The following is a 17,082-nucleotide window of genomic DNA, read 5'->3' on the forward strand; positions in this document are numbered from 1 at the left end:
AAACGTGTGGCGCGGCTTTCCTTCTTCTTTCAACGCACGGCAAGGAGCCCCGCATGGACAGTCCCCGCATCCTGATCATTCCCGGCAGCGCCCGCGACGGCTCGCTCAACCGCCGGCTGGCGGCCGTGGCCGCGGCCACCGCGCGCGCGGCGGGCCTGCAGGTGACGGAGATGGACCTGCGCGCGCTGGCGCTGCCCGTGTACGACGGCGACCTCGAGGCTGCCTCGGGCGTGCCGGCCGGCGCGCACGAACTGCGCAGCGCCATCGCGGCGAGCGACGGCGTGCTGATCGTCACGCCCGAGTACAACGGCTTTCCCACGCCGCTGGTCATCAACGTCTTCAGCTGGCTCTCGCGCATTCCGCCCGGCGAGGGCCATGCAGGCGGGCTGGCCGCCACGGCCAACAAGCCGGCCGCGCTGCTGTCGGCCTCGCCCGGACCGCTGGGCGCGCTGCGCTCGATGAACTTCCTGCGCCAGTACCTGCAGATGGCCTTCGCCATGCTGGTGGCGCCGCAGCAGTTCGCGCTCGGGCGCGCGAACGAGGCCTTCGATGCCGACGGTGCGCTGAAGGACGCGCGCGCCGCGCAGTCGGTGCAGAAGGTGGTGGCGGCGCTGGCCGCGCTCGCGACCGCGCTGCCGACGCCGCGCTGACCCACACAGGGCGGTGTTCGTGCTGTCGCGCGAACGACCGTCCCGATCCGCATCGCGACGTATCTTCGACCGCACATTGGAAGAAGGACGAGACGACATGCAATTCGAATTCACGCCCCGGGTGCTCGCGCTGCGCGCCGAGCTGCTCAAGTTCATGGACGAGCACGTCTACCCGAACGAAAAGCGACGCGAGGAAGAGCTGGCCGCCAACGCCCGCGCCGGCCGCCCGTATGCCGAGCTGCCGATGATGGCCGGCCTCAAGGCCAAGGCGCGCGAGCGCGGCCTGTGGAACCTGTTCCTGCCCGAGTCGGAACACGGCCCGGGCCTGAGCAATGTCGAGTACGCGCCGCTGTGCGAGATCATGGGCCGGCGCTACTGGTGCGCGGAAATCTTCAACTGCTCCGCGCCCGACACCGGCAACATGGAAGTGCTGGCGCGCTACGGCACCAAGGCCCAGCAGGAACGCTGGCTCACGCCGCTGCTGGCCGGCGAGATCCGCTCGTCGTTCGCCATGACCGAGCCCGAGGTGGCTTCGAGCGACGCCACCAACATCCGCTGCAGCATCCGCCGCGAGGGTGACGAGTACGTCATCAACGGGCGCAAGTGGTACATCACCGGCGCCATGAACGAGCGCTGCGAGATCTTCGTGCTGATGGGCAAGACCGACCCCGACAACGCCGACCGCCACAAGCAGCAGTCGATGGTGCTCGTGCCCAAGAACACGCCGGGCATCACCATCGTGCGCGACATGCAGCTGCTGGGCATGTACGACCCGCCCTTCGGCCACCCCGAGATCGTGTTCGACAACGTGCGCGTGCCGGTCGAGAACATCCTGCTGGGCGAGGGCCGCGGCTTCGAGATCGCGCAGGGCCGCCTCGGCCCGGGCCGCATCCACCACTGCATGCGCGCCATCGGCATGGCCGAAGCTGCGCTCGAGATGATGTGCCAGCGCTTGGTGTCGCGCACCGCCTTCCACAAGCCGCTGTCGGAGCAGGGCGTGTGGCGCGAGCGCATTGCCGAGTCGCGCATGCTCATCGAGCAGTCGCGCTGGATGGTGCTGAATGCGGCCTACCGCATGGACACCGTGGGCAACAAGGTGGCGGCCAAGGAGATCGCCATGATCAAGGTGCTCACGCCCAACAACTGCGTGAAGGTGATCGACTGGGCCATGCAGGCCTTCGGCGCCATGGGCTTGAGCCAGGACACGCTGCTCACGCACTTCTACGCCTACGAGCGCCACCTGCGCGTGGCCGACGGCCCCGACGAGGTGCACCGCAACGCGATCGCCAAGCAGGAGCTGGCGGCGTACCAGTAACGGAAGCGCCGCCGCGAGCGCGTCAGTCGACGCGTTTCGCGCGCTCCAGCATGGCGTGCAGCAAGACGTTGCAGCCGGCCGTGAGGTGGTCGGGCTGCGCGTCCTCGATCTCGTTGTGGCTGATGCCGTCCTTGCAGGGCACGAAGATCATGCCGGCCGGTGCCAGCCGCGCGGCATAGATCGCGTCGTGGCCCGCGCCGGACACCACGTCCATGGTCGAGTAGCCGAGCCGTTCGGTCGCGCGGCGCACCGCATCCACGCAATCCGGGTGAAACGGGCAGGGCGGAAAGTACGACACGCGCTCGATCGTCACGCCCAACCCGGTCTCACGGCCGGTGCGTTCGACGCAGGCGAGGATCTCGCTGTGCATGCGGTCGAGCAATTCGCCGCTCACGTTGCGCAGGTCGACCGAGAACTTCACCTCGCCCGGAATCACGTTGCGGCTGTTCGGGTGCACCTGCACCATGCCGACCGTGCCGCGTCCGTAGGGCGGGTAGCGCAGGCCGATGGCCACCACCTCCTGCATGATCCGCGTCGCCACCTGCAGCGCGTCGCGGCGCAGGTGCATCGGCGTGGGGCCCGCGTGCGCCTCCATGCCGGTGACGACGCAGTCGTACCACGAGAGGCCGAGCACCGCCGGCACCACGCCGATGACCTTGTCCGCATCTTCAAGCACCGGCCCCTGCTCGATGTGCGCCTCGAAGTAGGCGCCGATGGGGTGGTCGCCCGGCGTCTGGTCGCCGATGTAGCCGATGCGCGCCAGCTCGTCGCGCACCGTCTTGCCCTCGGTGTCCTTCGCGGCGTAGGCGTGTTCCAGGCTGAAGGCGCCGCAGAACACGCCCGAGCCCATCATCACCGGCACGAAGCGCGAGCCTTCCTCGTTGGTCCAGAACGCGACCTCGATGGGCGCTTCGGTGCGAATGCCCTGGTCGTTCAGCGTGCGCACCACTTCCAGTGCCGACAGCACGCCGTAGTTGCCGTCGAACTTGCCGCCGGTGGGTTGCGTGTCGATGTGGCTGCCCGACACGATGGGCGGCAGCGCGGGGTTGGTGCCTTCGCGGCGCATGAAGACGTTGCCGATCTTGTCGACCGTGATGCGCAGGCCGGCCGCCTTGCCCCACGACACCACGAGGTCGCGGCCCTGTTTGTCAAGGTCGGTCAGCGCCAGCCGCTTGACGCCGCCCTTGGGGGTGGCGCCGATGCGTGCCAGCTCCATCAGCGAGTTCCACAGGCGCTCGCCGTTGATCGTCAGCACCTGCGTGTCCACTGCTGCATTCATGTATGACTCCTTGGGGGTTCAGCGCGCCACGGCCGTGGGCGCGTGCTGCTGCTTGAAGCGTTCGAGTGCGGTGAACATCGGCGCGAAGGGTGGGCGCTTGAGGTAGCGGCCGGTGCCTGGCTCGGCGCGCAGGTCGCCGTCGCGCCAGACCCAGCGGCCGGCGCTCACCGTGTGCCTGGGCACACCCGTCACTTCGCGGCCTTCGAAGATGTTGAAGTCGCTCTTCGAATGCTGCGTCTTCACCGACAGCGTCTTGGTGGCCTTCGGGTCCCAGACCACGATGTCGGCGTCGGCGCCGGGCTGGATCACGCCCTTGCGCGGGTACAGGTTGAACAGCTGCGCCGCGTTGGTCGAGGTGACACGCACGAACTCCGACGGCGTGAGCCGGCCGGCGTTGACGCCCGCATCCCACAGCACGGCCATGCGCTCTTCGACGCCGCCGCAGCCGTTGGGAATCTTCGTGAAGTCGTCGCGGCCGGCGGCCTTCTGCTCGGCGCAGAAGGTGCAGTGGTCGGTCGCCGTGGTGTGCAGGTTGCCGCCCTGCAGGCCGCGCCACAGCATGGCCTGGTTCTCGCGCGAGCGGAAGGGCGGGCTCATCACGTGGGCGGCGGCGCGCGCGAAGTCGGGGTCGCGGTAGGCGCTCTCGTCGACCACGAGGTGGCCGGCCAGCACTTCGCCGTACACGCGCTGGCCGCGCGCGCGGGCGCGGGTGATGGCGTCGAGTGCTTCGCCGCACGACACGTGCACCACGTAGATCGGCACGCCCAGCACGTCGGCGATGGCGATGGCGCGATTGGCCGCCTCGGCCTCGACCATCGGCGGGCGTGACAGCGGATGCCCCTCGGGGCCGCGAATGCCCTGTGCCAGCAACTGCTGTTGAAGCATCGCGACCAGCTCACCGTTCTCCGCATGCACCGTGGGCATGGCGCCGAGTTCCAACGAGCGCTGGAAGCTCTTCACCAGGATCTCGTCGTCGGCCATGATCGCGTTCTTGTAGGCCATGAAGTGCTTGAAGCTGTTCACGCCGTGCTCGTGCACCAGCGTCCCCATGTCCTTGTGCACGCTGTCGTTCCACCAGGTCACGGCCACATGAAAGCTGTAGTCGCCGGCGGATTTCTCGGCCCAGCCGCGCCACATGCGAAAGGCGTCCATCAGCGACTGCTGCGGGTCGGGAATCACGAAGTCGATGATGCTGGTGGTGCCGCCGGCCAGGCCGGCCGCCGTGCCGCTGAAGAAGTCGTCGGCCGCCACGGTGCCCATGAAGGGCAGCTGCATGTGGGTGTGCGGGTCGATGCCGCCGGGCATCACGTAGGCGCCGCCGGCGTCGATCACCTCGGCGCCGGCCGGCACCTGCAGGTCGGTGCCGACCTGGAGGATCTTGTCCCCCTGGCAGAGCACGTCGGCACGGTGCTCGGCATCGGCGTTGACCACCGTGCCGCCGCGAATGAGTACGGTCATGGCGTGGGTTCCTTTTCTTTCTTGCTTCAGCTGGGGTTCTTGAGGGGCGGGACCAGGCCCTGAAGCTGCGGCGCGCGCGCCTTCATCAGCCCCATGTAGACCACGGCCGACAGCACCACGCCGACAAACCAGGCGTAGGTGTAGATCGTCTTGAAGAACTCGGGCATCGACGGCACGGCCGACGGAAAGGCGGCGTTCAGGAAGCCGGGGATGTTCGGCAGCACGCCGACGATGAAAGCGACGATGGCCGCCATGTTCCAGCCGTTGCCGTAGCTGTAAGCGCCGTTCTCGCGATAGAGCGCATCGACGTCCAGCTCCTTGCGGCGGATGAGGTAGTAGTCGGCAATCAGGATGCCGGCCACCGGCCCCAGCAGCGCCGAGTAGCCGATGAGCCAGGTGAAGATGTAGCCCTGCGTGGTCTCCAGCACCTTCCACGGCATCATCACGATGGCGATGCCGGCCGTGATGTAGCCGCCCGTGCGGTACGAGATCTTCTTCGGGTTGAGGGCAGAGAAGTCGTAGGCCGGGCCCACCAGGTTGGCCGCCAGGTTCACGCTCACCGTGTCGATCAGCAGGATGATGAGCGCGAGCAGCACCGCGGCGCCGGTCATGCGGCTGGCCAGGTCCACCGGGTCCCACAGCGCCTTGCCGTAGATGACCACAGTGGCCGAGGTGACCATCACGGCCATCATCGCGAGCAGGCCCATGGGCGCGGGCAGGCCGATCACCTGGCCCACCACCTGGTCGCGCTGCGAGCGCGAGAAGCGCGTGAAGTCGGGAATGTTCAGCGCCAGCGTGGCCCAGAAGCCGACCATGGCCGTGAGCGACGGCCAGAACACCGCCCAGAACATGCCGGCCTTCTTGCCCCCGGCCTCGAACTGCGAAGGCTGGTCGAAGATCGGGCCCAGGCCGCCCGCACGCTGCACGGCCCAGTAGAGCAGGGCGACGCACACGATGATCTTCAGCGGCGCGGTGTAGGTCTCGAGCCGGCGGATCGACTCGATGCCGTGCACCACGAAGTACAGCTGGATCGCCCAGAAGATCAAAAAGCACACCAGCTGCGCGCCGTTGATGCCGAGCATTGGCAGCTTGTCGCCGCCCAGCGGCTGGCCCATGAGCACGCCGACGAGCGTGTAGATCATCTGGCCGCCGAACCAGGTCTGGATGCCGTACCAGCCGCAGGCCACGATGGCGCGCAGCAAGGCGGGGAGCCGCGCTCCGCGCGTGCCGAACGAGGCGCGCGCCATCACCGCATACGGAATGCCGTACTTCGCGCCGGCGTGGCCGATGAGCAGCATCGGCACCAGCACGATGGCGTTGCCGAGGAACACGGTCAGCACCGCCTGTCCCCACGACATGCCGCCTTCGATCAGGCTGGCCGCCAGCATGTAGGCGGGGATGCACATCACCATGCCCACCCAGAGTGCGGCGAAGTGGTACCAGCGCCACGTTCGCTGCGCCAGCGTGGTGGGCGCCAGGTCCTCGTTCCAGAGGTTTGCGGCGGGTGCGCCGCCGTGCTGTGGGGTCGTCATGTGGGTTTTCTCCTGCACGTGTGTCGTGCTTCTGGCCGTGTGGTCGTTCCCCTCCCGCCGCCGCCCGGTCTGCGCCGGGCTTGGTCATTCACTTGCTCACTCACTCGCTTGTTCGATATCCCGTTCAGGCGGGGCTGCCGGTGCGCATCGGGTTGTTGGGGTGCGTGGTCCAGTTGGCGTAGTGGCCGACCACCGGGTGGCCGGTGCGCGCGTCCGTCTCACCGGCCTTCAGCGTGCGCATCGACAGCGCGCCGGGCACCGGGCAGATCGACACGCACAGGTTGCAGCCGACGCACTCTTCTTCCTTCACCTCGAAGAAGCGCATGCCGTCCTTGGTGGCGCTGATGGCCTGGTGCGAGGTGTCTTCGCACACCACATGGCAACGGCCGCACTGGATGCACAGGTCCTGGTGGATCACGGCCTTGTCGACGTGGTTCAGGTTGAGCTGCTGCCAGTCGGTGATGCTGCCGACCGCACGGCCGCGCAGTTGTTCCAGGTTGGCGTAGCCCTTCTGGTCCATGAAGTTGGAGAGGCCGTCGCACAGGTCCTGCACGATCTTGAAGCCGTAGACCATGGCAGCGGTGCACACCTGCACCGAGCCGCTGCCCAGCGCGATGAACTCGGCCGCGTCGCGCCAGGTCGAGACGCCGCCGATGCCCGAGATCGGCAGGCCGGCGGTCTGCGGGTCGCGTGCGATCTCGGCCACCATGTGCAGCGCGATCGGCTTGGCGCCGGGGCCGCAGTAGCCGCCGTGCGAGCCCTTGCCGTCGGTGTGCGGAAACATCGCCATGGCATCGAGGTCGACGCCCATGATCGAGTTGATGGTGTTGATGAGGCTCACCGCGTCGGCGCCGCCTTTCTTCGCGGCGCGCGCGGCGGGCCGGATGTCGGCCACGTTGGGCGTGAGCTTCACGATCACCGGCAGCTTTGAATAGTGCTTGCACCACTCGGCCACCATCTGGATGTACTCGGGCACCTGGCCCACGGCCGCGCCCATGCCGCGTTCGCTCATGCCGTGCGGGCAGCCGAAGTTCAGCTCGATCCCGTCGCAGCCGGTGTCCTCGACCATGGGCAGGATGTTCTTCCAGGACTCTTCGGTGCACGGCACCATGATCGACGCCACCAGCGCGCGGTCGGGCCAGTTGCGCTTCACGCGCGTCATCTCTTCGAGGTTGGTGCGCAGCGGCCGGTCGGAAATCAGCTCGATGTTGTTGAAGCCCGTCACGCGGCGGTCGGCCGCATACGACACGGCATAGCGCGGGCCGTGGACGTTGACCACGTTCGGGTCTTCGCCCACGGTCTTCCAGACCACGCCGCCCCAGCCGGCCTCGAAGGCGCGGACCACGTTGATCTCCTTGTCGGTCGGTGGCGCCGAGGCCAGCCAGAAAGGGTTGGGGCTGCGGATGCCCACGAAGTCGATGCTCAGGTCTGCCATGTGAATTGCTCCTGTCGCGCCGCGGCGCGCACGGATGAATGGAGTGAAGGGAAGGGAGGGCGCTGTCGCGTCAGGCCGCGCGCAGGTGGCGGTCGATGGACAGCGCGGCCTGCTTGCCGTCTTCCACCGCCTCGACCGTGAGGTCGCGCCCGCCGAAGCGCGCGTCGCCGCCGGCCCAGACCTTCGGGAGCGAGCTGCGGCACTCGGCATCGGTGCTGATGCGCCCGCCTTGCAGCTGCACGCCGCTGTCTTCCAGCGCCGTCGCGACAAAGCTCTGGCCGATGGCGCACAGCACCATGTCGGCCTGCAGCGCGAGCGCTTCGCCGGTCTCGATCAGCTTGCCGTCGACCAGCGCGGTGCGCGCGAAGTCGATGCCGCGCAGCACGCCGCCCTTGGCGCGCAGGGCCTTGGGCGCGGCCCAGTGGATGATGCGCACGCCGTTCTCCTTGGCCCAGCTCTGCTCGTCGACCGAGGCACCCATAGCGTCCGCGCCGCGCCGGTAGACGATGCTCACGTCTTCCGCGCCGAGCTTGCGCGACTGCACGGCCGCATCCACGGCGGTCATGCCACCGCCGATCACTACCACGTGGCGGCCGATGGCCACGTCGGCCGGTGAGGCGGCTTGGCGCAGTTCGGCGATGAAGTCCACCGCGTCGCGCACACCGGTCTGCTCGCCCAGGCCCAGCGTGTTCACGCCCGCCAGGCCCAGGCCCAGGAACACCGCGTCGTAGTCGGCGGCGAGCGCATCCAGGTGCAGCTCGCGGCCCAGTGCCTGGTTGTTGCGCACCTCGATGCCGCCGACCGACAGCAGCCATTCGATCTCGCGCTGTGCAAAGCCGTCCACCGTCTTGTAGCTGGCCAGGCCGTATTCGTTCAGGCCGCCGAGCTTGGGGCGCGCGTCGAACAGCGCCACCTGGTGGCCCAGCACCGCGAGGCGGTGCGCGCAGGCCAGGCCCGCCGGGCCCGCGCCGACGACGGCAATGCGCTTGCGCGTGTCGGCCGCGCGAACGAAGAGCGGTGCGCCGGGCGCATCGAAGAAGGCGTCAGTCGCATGGCGCTGCAGCAGACCGATTTCGACCGGCTTGCTCTCGTTGCTGTTGCGCACGCAGGCCTGTTCGCACAGCACCTCGGTCGGACAGACCCGGGCGCACATGCCGCCCAGCGGGTTCTCTTCGAGGATGGTGCGCGCCGCGCCGCGCAGGTTGCCGTCGGCAATGCGGCGGATGAAGGTCGGAATGTCGATGCCGGTGGGGCAGGCCGTCTGGCAGGGCGCGTCGAAGCAGTAGTAGCAGCGCTCGGCCTCGATGTTGGCCTGCACCACGTTCAGCGGCGGGTGGGCGTCGCAGAAGTTCCTGGCGTACTGCTCGGGGTTGAGGCGGCCCGCGCGCACATCCGATGCCAGGTGTGCGGTGGGAGCGACGGGATTCATCGTGCTGCTCATGGGCTTCGGGGCTCCAGGTCGTGGTGGGGATCCGTGTGCGACATGAGGGATCGAGCCCTCATGAAGTTTGACCAAGTGGTCGAATGTCGCGATGATTCAGCAAACGAGGGGTGCCGCCCATACACAGTTGGCGCGGCGCACAAGAAAGTGTTTGCCGCCGCGGACCGTGCTGTTTGGTGCAGTGCCCAGCACAGTTCCCAAGGGCAAACCCTGTCCAGGCTGACCACATGTGTTTCGAAGGAGCCCCGGTGATGCAGAGTTCAAGCAACGCGTCGGCGCTGCGCCAGCCGGCGCAGGCCGGTGCCGGTTGGATGCAGGGCCTGATGGGCGAAATGGACGAGGCCGCGCCCGGCCTCGGGCTGGCGCAGCGGCTGGTGGTGGGCGTCGAGCTGCGCGTCATCGACGGGCGCCTGGCACCCGGCACCAAGATGCCTTCGGTGCGCGCGCTGGCCGGCAAGCTGGGCATCAGCACCTTCACCGTCACCGAGTCGTACAGCGCGTTGCGTGCGCGCTCGGTGCTGGCCTCGCGGCCGGGCAGCGGCTACTACGTGCTGCATCGGCCGTCACGCGCCACGCTCGACGACTCCGATGCAGCGCACTGCGTTGCCGACACCGCCACGGCCCACGACCGCCCGCCACCCGCCGAATACCGGGGCGATGACCTGGTGCGCGAAGCCATGCGCCGCGTGGCGCGCTCGGCCCCCGAATGGGACAGCGGCACGCGCCAGGGTTTCGGCCTGCCGCGCCTGCGCGAGCTGATCGCCGCGCGCCATCGCGCCGAGCTGCCCGCGCTCGGCCCGCAGCAGGTCATGACGGCAGCGGGCAGCCTGGGCGCCACGATGTGTTTGCTGCAGGCCTGGACCGAGCCCGGCGACGCGGTGCTGGTCGAGTCGCCCGCACCGCGCCAGCTGCGCAGACTGATCCGCACGCTGGGCCGTCGCATGCTCGAAGTGCCACGGCGCGGCGGCTGCCTCGACATCGCCGCGCTCGACAGCCATGCTGCGATGTTGCCTGCGGCAAGCCGGCAGCGCCTGCTGTTCCTGTCGACGGCAGTTTCCAATCCGCTGGGCATCTGCATGAGCCCGCAGGGCGCGCACCAGGCGCTGCAGGCGGCCGAGCGGCACGACCTGCGCGTGATCGAGCTCGACACCTGGCGCGGGCTCTCGCCGTTGCAGGCGCCCAGCCTTGCCGCGATGGACGGGCTGCAGCGCGTGGCGCAGGTCGGTGGCGTGTCGACCACGCTCTCGGCCAAGCTGCGGCTTGCACATGTGCTGCTGCCGCAGCATTGGGTCGACGATGCGGCCTTGCGCTGCCTGCACACCACGCTCGGGCCGAGCGAGTTCGAGGAGCGCGTCGCCTGCGAGGTGCTGGCCGATGCCGGCTATCCGCGCTTCCTGCAGAAGCTCAACACCGCGCTGAAGATCGCCGGTGAGCGCACGCTGTCGCTGTTGACCGGCGCGGGCCTGCAGGCGCTGTGCGTGCCCGATGGCGGTCCCTTTCTCTGCGCAGGCTGGCCGCCCGGCAGCGAGCCTCGTCCATCGGGTGATGCGGTGCTGCAGGAGGCGCGCAAGCAGGGCTTGCCGCTCGCGGCCGCGACCGATTTCGGCGACATGCCGCAGCCCTTTGCCTGGTATCGCTTCAACGTCGCGCACTGCGGCGACGAGCGACTGGTGCGCTTCCTGGCGCGGATGAAGAATCCATGAGTGCTGCGCCCCCCCTGCGAACTGCGGTGCGTCCTCCCGCCGTGAAGCGCCAGGCCCGCCGCCAGAACCTCGAGAGCGCCATCCTCGCGGTGGCGCAGGAGCGATTCGCGCTGCACGGCTACGGCGGCGTGTCGGTCGACGACATCGCGGCCGACGCGGGCATCTCCAAGCAGAGCCTGCTGTACTACTTCCCCTCGAAGAAGGCCCTGTACAGCCGCGTGTTCAACGACGTGCTCGACTCGTGGCTGTCGAACCTCAACAGCCTGGCCGACGCCGACCTCGACCCGCATGCCGCGCTGGAGCGCTACGTCACGCAGAAGCTGCAGTTCTCGTACGACCACCCTTCGGGCTCGCGGCTGTTCGCGCAGGAAATCATTTCGCAGGCGCCGCAATGCGCCGACGACATCGAGGCCAAGCTGGTGCCGGCCTTCCGCGCCGAAGCGGCCGTGCTGAACCGCTGGATGGCGAACGGCGACGTGGCGCCGCTGCCGGTGCCGCACCTGCTGTTCACGCTGTGGGCCATGACGCAGACCTACGCCGACTTCGCCTGGCAGATGCGCATGCTGCTGGGCAAGCAGGCGCTGGAGCCGGCGGATTTCGACCTGGCCCGCGAGACCATCCTGCGGATGCTCGAAGGCGCGCTGGGGCTGAAGCGGCCCGCCACCTCGGCGGTGGTGACGAGCGGGCACGCTGCGCTGCCTCCCGTGGAAAAAGCCGGGAAGGAGCGGGCCTAGTCGCGCGTCTCGAGCACCATCGACACCTCGACCACGCCACCGCGAGGCAGTGACGCGACGCCCACGGTGGTGCGAACCGGCAGTGGGGCATCGGGGAAGATCCGTTGAAGGGCCGCAGAGGCCGCGTCCATCACCTGGGCGTGGTCCTTGAAGTCGCCGCAAGCCTGGAGGTAGCCGTTCAGTGCCACGACGCGAACGACGCGCGAGAGGCTGCCGAACTCGTCCTGTGCCGCGCGCAGCAGGGCGCCGACAGCCGCCACTGCGGCCCGCTGGCCGCGCGGCACATCGTCGGGGCCTTCGAGCCGGCCTGTGATCACCTGGCCGTTCTCGCGCGCCACCACGCCGCTCGTGTGCAGCAGACTGCCGGCCCTCGCGAATGTGGCGTAAGTACCCGATGGCTTGGCCCGCGCCACTTCCGGCGGGCACAGCCGGTCGAGCAGAAAGTCTTCGGGTTGCGCATCGCAGGCCTCGCCGCCGACCCAGCAGCCTTCCTGCGTGTTCGCATCCCATGGCAATCCCACGTGGATCGCGGAGGGCGAACCCATTGCTTCTCCCTGCCGCACGGTCACCGACAGCGCCTCGTGGCCGACCAGCCCAAGGTGGCGCAGGCCCCAGGCCAGCGCGGCGGCGGCGATGCCCGTGGCGGCGTCTTCCGGGTAGCCGGAAGATTTGGGAAATTGCCGTGCGCTGACCGTGTCGGTCTCGTCCCGTGACATGGCATAGGGATACAGCCCGGTGGACCCCAGACGTTCGCACAGCGATTCGACGCGTGCGAAGTCGACGCGCAAGGCGTGCAACTGCGCGGTGTCGGCCAGGCGAACCAGCGTCTTGACCCGGCTGGTGGCGGCGTTGAGCACCGGCCCCACGATCTGCCCGACCTCGATGCCCAGGCACTGCGCGATGTCTTCGACCAGCCGCTGTTGCGTCACCTCTTCCACCGTGGCGCGCGGCTGGCTGATCTGCACCGTGCCATCGACGCGCCGGCCCGTGACGGTGCCGCTGAGCGTTTCGATCGCGATCGGCGCACCGTCCCATTCGCCGCGCCGGTGCAGCAGCCACAGCGCGCCGACCGTGGCGTGGCCGCACATTTCCATCTCGTGCTTGGGCACGAAGTAGCGCATGCGCAGCCGGTGCGCCGGTGTGGTCGGCTTCAGCACGAAGACGGACTCATGGCCGCTGAGCCGGGTGTGCTCCTGCATCTGTGCGGTGGAGAGCGCGTCGGCATCGAGCCAGACGGGCGCGGGGTTGCCGCCGACGGATGGATCGGGGCCGACGAACACGCGGATGTTCCGGCAACCGGGCGCAGAAAAAATCGCAGCCATCGTCAATCAGCCCTCGCGTTGACCGAGCGCGCAATGCCGCCCCAGAGCTTGATGTCGCCGCGGATCTGTTCCTCGAACACCTCGGGCCGCACGCTCCACGGCGTCACGCCCTTGGCCAGCATGTCGGCGCGCAGGGCCGGGTCTTTCATCGCGGTGTCGAGCGCGGCGCGCAGGCGCTGCACCACCGGCTGCGGCGTGGCGGCCGGTGCCATCAGGCCATACCAGAGCTGCGGCTTGAAGTCCTTGATGCCGGCTGCCTCGAAAGTCGGCAGGTCGGCGAAACCCGCCGACGGTTCACTGATGGCCAGCGCCCGTATGCGGCCGCCGCGCACCTGCGCCAGCAACGCGGGCGGGTTGTCGAACAGCGCCTGGATCTGGCCTGCCATCAGGTCGGCCTGCGCGGGCGCGGCACCGCGGTAGGGCACGTGCGTCATCTCGATGCCGGTGCGCTGCTTGAACAGTTCGCCCGCCAGGTGGCTCAGGCTGCCGTTGCCGATGCTGCCGTAGTTGAGCGCCTGCGGGTTGGCCTTGGCGTAGCCGACGAAGTCCTTCACCGTGCGCGCCGCCAGCGCGGGCGTGACCACCAGCACGAAAGGCGTGGTGCCGATGGTGCCGATCGGCACCAGGTCCTTGAGGGGGTCGTACGGGAGCTTGGGGTACACCGCATCGGCCGAGGCGATGGTGGTCGTGGTGCTGGCCACCAGCGTGTAGCCGTCGGGGTTCGCCTTCGCGCCGAAGCCCGTGCCCACGGTGCCGCCCGCGCCCGAGCGGTTGTCGATGATGACCGACACACCGAGCGCAGCCTGCAGCCGCAGCTGCACCGAACGGAAGATCACGTCCGTTCCGCCGCCGGCGGGGAAGGGTACGATGATGGTGATCGGCTTCACCGGGTAGGCCGGATCGGAGGCCGGCCACGAGGCGGTCGGCCCGTACAGGGCACCGGCGGCGGCCAGGCCCAGGAGCGCGCGGCGCAGAGGTTGAGTAGTCATGGGGTCTTCTTGCAGGAGTGGTCCTTCCGATTCTGTGGAGCGCGCGCCAACGCGTGCGCCCGATTGCGACATGCGCGGCTTCGAATGCGACAAGGAATGGCCATGCCACTGACTTCCAGCCACCCGCCGCCCCGCCAATCGCTGTTCGTCGAACGGCTGTCTCACCAGGCGACGATGGTTGCCAACACCCGCGACCACTACGCCACCGACGCGCACGTGCACGATTGCGACATGCTGTTCGTGCCCATCGCAGGCCGCTTCAGCGTGGGCGATGCGCAGGGCGAGGCGCAGCGCCTCGGGCCCGGCCACTTCGTCTGGTTCGCGGCGGGCAGCGCGCATTCGACGACCACGCTCACCGCCGGCCAGAGCCATGTCGCGGTCTACGTCGATCCGGCGCTGTGGGCCACGGCCTTGCAGGCGCAGGGCGTCGTGCGGCCCCCGCAAGGCATGCGCGCGGGCAGCACCGCGCTGGGCGCCCTGTCGCAGCGGATGTTCGAATCGACCCGCGCGGGCGACAGCGAGAACTACGTGCTGTGCGGCGCGCTCGTGATGGAGGCCGCGCGCCTGAGCGCCAACCCGTTGTCGGAGGGCGACGCCTCGCCGGCGCTGTGGGTGGCCGAGCTGCTGGCCGAAACGATGCTGCGCGATCTGGCGCAACCCCTGTCGCTCGACGCCTTCGCGCAACAGCACCGGCTGTCGCGCCGGCAGGTGGAGCGGATCTTCCGCGCGAAGCACGGCATCTCGCCGCTGGAGTTCCTGCAGCGCCAGCGCATCGAGCGGGCCGTGTACCTGCTGCAGACCACGCGGGACTCGGTGCTGTCCATCGCGTTGCAGGTCGGCTGGGAGTCGGCGTCCTATCTTTCGCGGATGCTGGAGAAGACCTGGGCGAAGACGGCGACGCAAATTCGCGCGGCAGCCCCTCGACAAAACTAGCCTGGTCGCTCAGGCCGGCGGCGGCGCTTCCCACGCGAAGCCCACGCCATACACCGACCGAATCCAGTCGTGCGCGGGCGTCACCGCGCCGAGCTTGCGGCGCAGGTTCTTCACGTGGCTGTCGATGGCGCGCTCGGTCACGTCCACCGTGTCGTCGTAGGCCAGCTCCAGCAGACGGGCGCGCGAGAAGATGCGGCCCGGGTGTCGCGACAGCACCTGCAGCAGCCCGAACTCGCGGCGCGTGAGGTTCAGCGGCGTGCCGTCGAGCGAGGCGCGCCAGTGCACGTCGTCGAGCACGAGGCCCGGTGCATCGCCCGGCGCCGCCAAGGCCGGTGCCGGCGCAGTGCGACGCAGCACGGCGCGCACGCGTGCCACCAGCTCGCGCGGCGAGAAGGGCTTGCACACGTAGTCGTCGGCGCCCAGCTCCAGGCCCAGCAGGCGGTCGACCTCCTCGATGCGCGCGGTGAGCATGATGATCGGATGCGCCGTGTGCTCCCGCGCGCGGCGCAGCACCTCGATGCCATCGAGGCGCGGCAGCATGATGTCGAGCAGCGTGAGGTCGGGCGGTGCGGCGACGATGCGTTCGAGTGCGCTCTGCCCGTCGGCGAAATGTTCGGTGTCGTAGCCGGCGTGGCGCAGGTAGTCCTGCACCACGGAGGCGATGTCGAGTTCGTCTTCGACGATCACGATGCGTGTCATGCGGAAGCCGCCAGGGGCAGGGTGATCGTCATGCGTAGGCCGCCCAGCGGCGAAGGCGCCGCCTCGATGCTGCCGCCGTGCGCCTCGAGGGTCGCGCGGCAGATCGACAGGCCCAGGCCCGAGCCGCCCAGCGCGCGGCTGCGCGAGGTCTCGCCGCGGAACAGGCGGTCGAAGAGGCGCGGAATTTCTTCCTCGGGCACGCCCGGCGCGCTGTCGTCGAACACCAGCGTGAGGCAATTGCCGGTCCAGGCGCCTTCGACGGTCACGCCGATGCGCAACTGGCCGCCGGCGTCGGTGTAGGCCAGCGTGTTCTCCAGCAGGTTCATGAAGACCTGGTGCAGCCGGTGCGCGTCGCCGTCGATCACCGGCTGGGCCGAGGCGGCGATGCGGTCGAGGGCGTCGCGGTCGAGCGCGATGCCGCGCTGCGCGAAGCGGTCGCGCGTGTGGTCGAGCGCCTCCTTCAGCAGCGACAGCGGGTACACCGGCGCCTTCAGCAGGTCGCTCTGGGGCTCGCGCATGCTGCTGCGCAGATCGTCGACCAGCTGGCCGAGGCGGATCACCTGCCGGTGCATGCGCAGCGCGGTGCGTTCGTCGAAGGTGCGCACGCCGTCCTGAAGGGCTTCGATCTCCGCGCGCATGGCGGCCAGCGGCGTGCGCAGCTCGTGCGCCGCATCGGCCAGCCAGGCGCGGCGCGAGGCCTCGGCCGTGTCCAGGCGCTGCGCCATGTCGTTGAAGGTCTTGCCCAGCAGCGCGAGCTCGTCCGAGCCGTGGACCGCGACGCGCGTCGAGAGCCGCCCGCGCGCCACGTCCTGCGCGGCCTGCGTGAGCGCGTCGATCGGCTGGAACCAGCGGCGCGCCAGCAGCCACGACAGCACCAGCGCAAAGGCCAGGCCGCACAGCCCGGTGAGCGCGATCACGCCGGACTGCCGGGCGAGAAAGGCGCGGTCGGCCTCGCTCTCCAGGCCCTGCATCGGCGCGAGCGCGAGGTAGCCGACGACGGTTCGCCCGTGGCGGATCGGCCGGCGCGCGGTGTTCTCCGGGTCGATGGTCGCGCCGACCACGAGCGCGCCGTGGGCGTCGAGCACGGCGAGGCGGCGAAAGATCGAGTCGGGCGGGCCGGCCAGGCCGGGGAAGAAACCCGGGGGCGGCATCAGGAAGCGGCGGGGCAGCAGGTCGAGCTGCGGCGGCGTGGGCGAGGCGGTGGGCGAGAGCCCGCTGGACGGTTCTGCCTGCGGCGCGCCGTCGCCCTGTGTGCCGGGCGCACGGCGCTCGTACCAGGGCGGCAGCCGCCGGTCGTCGGGCGTGGCGGCGCCGTCGATCACCATCGCCGACTGACCAAGCTGCAGGCGGTGCCAGGCGTCGTCGTTGTCGCGCAGCTTCTTCCAGTCGCCGTTGGCGGTGTAGTGCTTCAGCAGGAGCTGCGAGAGCCAGTCCATGCGGCGGATCTCGATCTCGGCCACGTAGGCGCCCAGGCCCCGTTGCAGCGCGACGATCGAGAAGCCCACGAAGCTCAGCAGCAGCACGATCAGCAGGGCGGCCAGGGCCAGGAAGATCTTGCGGGAGAGGGTCAGGCGCGGCATGGGCTCGGCGGC

General features: G+C 69.4%; 14 protein-coding genes. 5 read left to right on the plus strand and 9 right to left on the minus strand.

Annotation, left to right across the window (positions count from 1 at the left end):
- Positions 1 to 53 precede the first annotated feature (53 nt).
- On the plus strand, positions 54 to 650 hold the full coding sequence (locus ACAM52_RS02110) for an NADPH-dependent FMN reductase (protein ID WP_369645981.1): 597 nt from the start codon (positions 54 to 56) through the stop codon (positions 648 to 650).
- 97 nt (positions 651 to 747) lie between these two features.
- The gene (locus ACAM52_RS02115) at positions 748 to 1,965 is read left to right on the plus strand and encodes an acyl-CoA dehydrogenase family protein (protein ID WP_369645982.1); all 1,218 of its coding nucleotides are present in this window, start codon (positions 748 to 750) and stop codon (positions 1,963 to 1,965) included.
- A gap of 22 nt (positions 1,966 to 1,987) precedes the next feature.
- Here ACAM52_RS02115 and ACAM52_RS02120 read toward each other — a convergent pair whose 3' ends face one another.
- From ACAM52_RS02120 to ACAM52_RS02140, 5 genes are all read right to left on the minus strand, one after another.
- Positions 1,988 to 3,244 carry a Zn-dependent hydrolase gene (locus ACAM52_RS02120; RefSeq protein ID WP_369645983.1) on the minus strand — a complete coding sequence of 419 codons (1,257 nt, stop codon included), beginning with the start codon at positions 3,242 to 3,244 and terminating at the stop codon, positions 1,988 to 1,990.
- Between the two features lie 18 nt (positions 3,245 to 3,262).
- Positions 3,263 to 4,702 carry a dihydropyrimidinase gene (gene hydA, locus ACAM52_RS02125; RefSeq protein WP_369645984.1) on the minus strand — a complete coding sequence of 480 codons (1,440 nt, stop codon included), beginning with the start codon at positions 4,700 to 4,702 and terminating at the stop codon, positions 3,263 to 3,265.
- A 26-nt stretch (positions 4,703 to 4,728) separates the two neighbouring features.
- A complete protein-coding gene (locus ACAM52_RS02130) occupies positions 4,729 to 6,234 on the minus strand; it encodes an NCS1 family nucleobase:cation symporter-1 (RefSeq protein WP_369629908.1) in 1,506 nt (501 codons plus the stop codon).
- Positions 6,235 to 6,358: 124 nt separating this feature from the next.
- Positions 6,359 to 7,669 (minus strand): NAD-dependent dihydropyrimidine dehydrogenase subunit PreA, encoded by a 1,311-nt coding sequence (gene preA, locus ACAM52_RS02135; RefSeq protein ID WP_369645985.1) that lies wholly within the window; start codon positions 7,667 to 7,669, stop codon positions 6,359 to 6,361.
- Between the two features lie 70 nt (positions 7,670 to 7,739).
- Complete coding sequence (locus tag ACAM52_RS02140; protein ID WP_369645986.1) at positions 7,740 to 9,098, minus strand: NAD(P)-dependent oxidoreductase; 1,359 nt, start codon at positions 9,096 to 9,098, stop codon at positions 7,740 to 7,742.
- 263 nt (positions 9,099 to 9,361) lie between these two features.
- On the opposite strand from ACAM52_RS02140, the gene ACAM52_RS02145 reads away from it, so the two are divergent.
- Positions 9,362 to 10,813, plus strand: coding sequence for a PLP-dependent aminotransferase family protein (locus ACAM52_RS02145; protein WP_369645987.1), 1,452 nt, complete (start codon positions 9,362 to 9,364; stop codon positions 10,811 to 10,813).
- Positions 10,810 to 11,547, plus strand: a complete 738-nt coding sequence (locus ACAM52_RS02150; RefSeq protein WP_369645988.1) for a TetR family transcriptional regulator C-terminal domain-containing protein — start codon at positions 10,810 to 10,812, stop codon at positions 11,545 to 11,547. The genes ACAM52_RS02145 and ACAM52_RS02150 overlap by 4 nt, the downstream gene beginning before the upstream one ends.
- Here ACAM52_RS02150 and ACAM52_RS02155 read toward each other — a convergent pair.
- Together ACAM52_RS02155 and ACAM52_RS02160 are read right to left on the minus strand one after the other, a co-directional pair.
- Positions 11,544 to 12,869 carry a PhzF family phenazine biosynthesis isomerase gene (locus tag ACAM52_RS02155; RefSeq protein ID WP_369645989.1) on the minus strand — a complete coding sequence of 442 codons (1,326 nt, stop codon included), beginning with the start codon at positions 12,867 to 12,869 and terminating at the stop codon, positions 11,544 to 11,546. The genes ACAM52_RS02150 and ACAM52_RS02155 overlap by 4 nt on opposite strands.
- 2 nt (positions 12,870 to 12,871) lie before the next feature.
- A complete protein-coding gene (locus tag ACAM52_RS02160) occupies positions 12,872 to 13,858 on the minus strand; it encodes a Bug family tripartite tricarboxylate transporter substrate binding protein (protein ID WP_369645990.1) in 987 nt (328 codons plus the stop codon).
- A gap of 102 nt (positions 13,859 to 13,960) precedes the next feature.
- Here ACAM52_RS02160 and ACAM52_RS02165 point away from each other — a divergent pair, with 102 nt between their 5' ends.
- A complete protein-coding gene (locus ACAM52_RS02165) occupies positions 13,961 to 14,791 on the plus strand; it encodes an AraC family transcriptional regulator (protein ID WP_159273091.1) in 831 nt (276 codons plus the stop codon).
- 9 nt (positions 14,792 to 14,800) lie between these two features.
- On the opposite strand, the gene ACAM52_RS02170 is transcribed toward ACAM52_RS02165, so the two are convergent.
- Both ACAM52_RS02170 and ACAM52_RS02175 read right to left on the minus strand, forming a co-directional pair.
- On the minus strand, positions 14,801 to 15,490 hold the full coding sequence (locus ACAM52_RS02170; protein ID WP_354342463.1) for a response regulator: 690 nt from the start codon (positions 15,488 to 15,490) through the stop codon (positions 14,801 to 14,803).
- Positions 15,487 to 17,070, minus strand: a complete 1,584-nt coding sequence (locus ACAM52_RS02175) for an ATP-binding protein (protein ID WP_369645991.1) — start codon at positions 17,068 to 17,070, stop codon at positions 15,487 to 15,489. Before ACAM52_RS02175 ends, ACAM52_RS02170 begins: the two co-directional genes overlap by 4 nt.
- Positions 17,071 to 17,082: the final 12 nt, after the last annotated feature.

Origin of the sequence: Variovorax sp. V118 (genome assembly GCF_041154445.1) — a bacterium.
In the GTDB taxonomy this organism is placed as follows: domain Bacteria; phylum Pseudomonadota; class Gammaproteobacteria; order Burkholderiales; family Burkholderiaceae_C; genus Variovorax; species Variovorax boronicumulans.

What these genes read in the sequence shown, in the direction of transcription:
- ACAM52_RS02110 (WP_369645981.1), top strand. Translation starts at nt 54, where the DNA reads ATGGACAGTCCCCGCATCCTGATCATTCCCGGCAGCGCCCGCGACGGC.
- ACAM52_RS02115 (WP_369645982.1), top strand. Translation starts at nt 748, where the DNA reads ATGCAATTCGAATTCACGCCCCGGGTGCTCGCGCTGCGCGCCGAGCTG.
- ACAM52_RS02120 (WP_369645983.1), bottom strand. Translation starts at nt 3,244, where the DNA reads ATGAATGCAGCAGTGGACACGCAGGTGCTGACGATCAACGGCGAGCGC.
- hydA (WP_369645984.1), bottom strand. Translation starts at nt 4,702, where the DNA reads ATGACCGTACTCATTCGCGGCGGCACGGTGGTCAACGCCGATGCCGAG.
- ACAM52_RS02130 (WP_369629908.1), bottom strand. Translation starts at nt 6,234, where the DNA reads ATGACGACCCCACAGCACGGCGGCGCACCCGCCGCAAACCTCTGGAAC.
- preA (WP_369645985.1), bottom strand. Translation starts at nt 7,669, where the DNA reads ATGGCAGACCTGAGCATCGACTTCGTGGGCATCCGCAGCCCCAACCCT.
- ACAM52_RS02140 (WP_369645986.1), bottom strand. Translation starts at nt 9,098, where the DNA reads ATGAATCCCGTCGCTCCCACCGCACACCTGGCATCGGATGTGCGCGCG.
- ACAM52_RS02145 (WP_369645987.1), top strand. Translation starts at nt 9,362, where the DNA reads ATGCAGAGTTCAAGCAACGCGTCGGCGCTGCGCCAGCCGGCGCAGGCC.
- ACAM52_RS02150 (WP_369645988.1), top strand. Translation starts at nt 10,810, where the DNA reads ATGAGTGCTGCGCCCCCCCTGCGAACTGCGGTGCGTCCTCCCGCCGTG.
- ACAM52_RS02155 (WP_369645989.1), bottom strand. Translation starts at nt 12,869, where the DNA reads ATGGCTGCGATTTTTTCTGCGCCCGGTTGCCGGAACATCCGCGTGTTC.
- ACAM52_RS02160 (WP_369645990.1), bottom strand. Translation starts at nt 13,858, where the DNA reads ATGACTACTCAACCTCTGCGCCGCGCGCTCCTGGGCCTGGCCGCCGCC.
- ACAM52_RS02165 (WP_159273091.1), top strand. Translation starts at nt 13,961, where the DNA reads ATGCCACTGACTTCCAGCCACCCGCCGCCCCGCCAATCGCTGTTCGTC.
- ACAM52_RS02170 (WP_354342463.1), bottom strand. Translation starts at nt 15,490, where the DNA reads ATGACACGCATCGTGATCGTCGAAGACGAACTCGACATCGCCTCCGTG.
- ACAM52_RS02175 (WP_369645991.1), bottom strand. Translation starts at nt 17,070, where the DNA reads ATGCCGCGCCTGACCCTCTCCCGCAAGATCTTCCTGGCCCTGGCCGCC.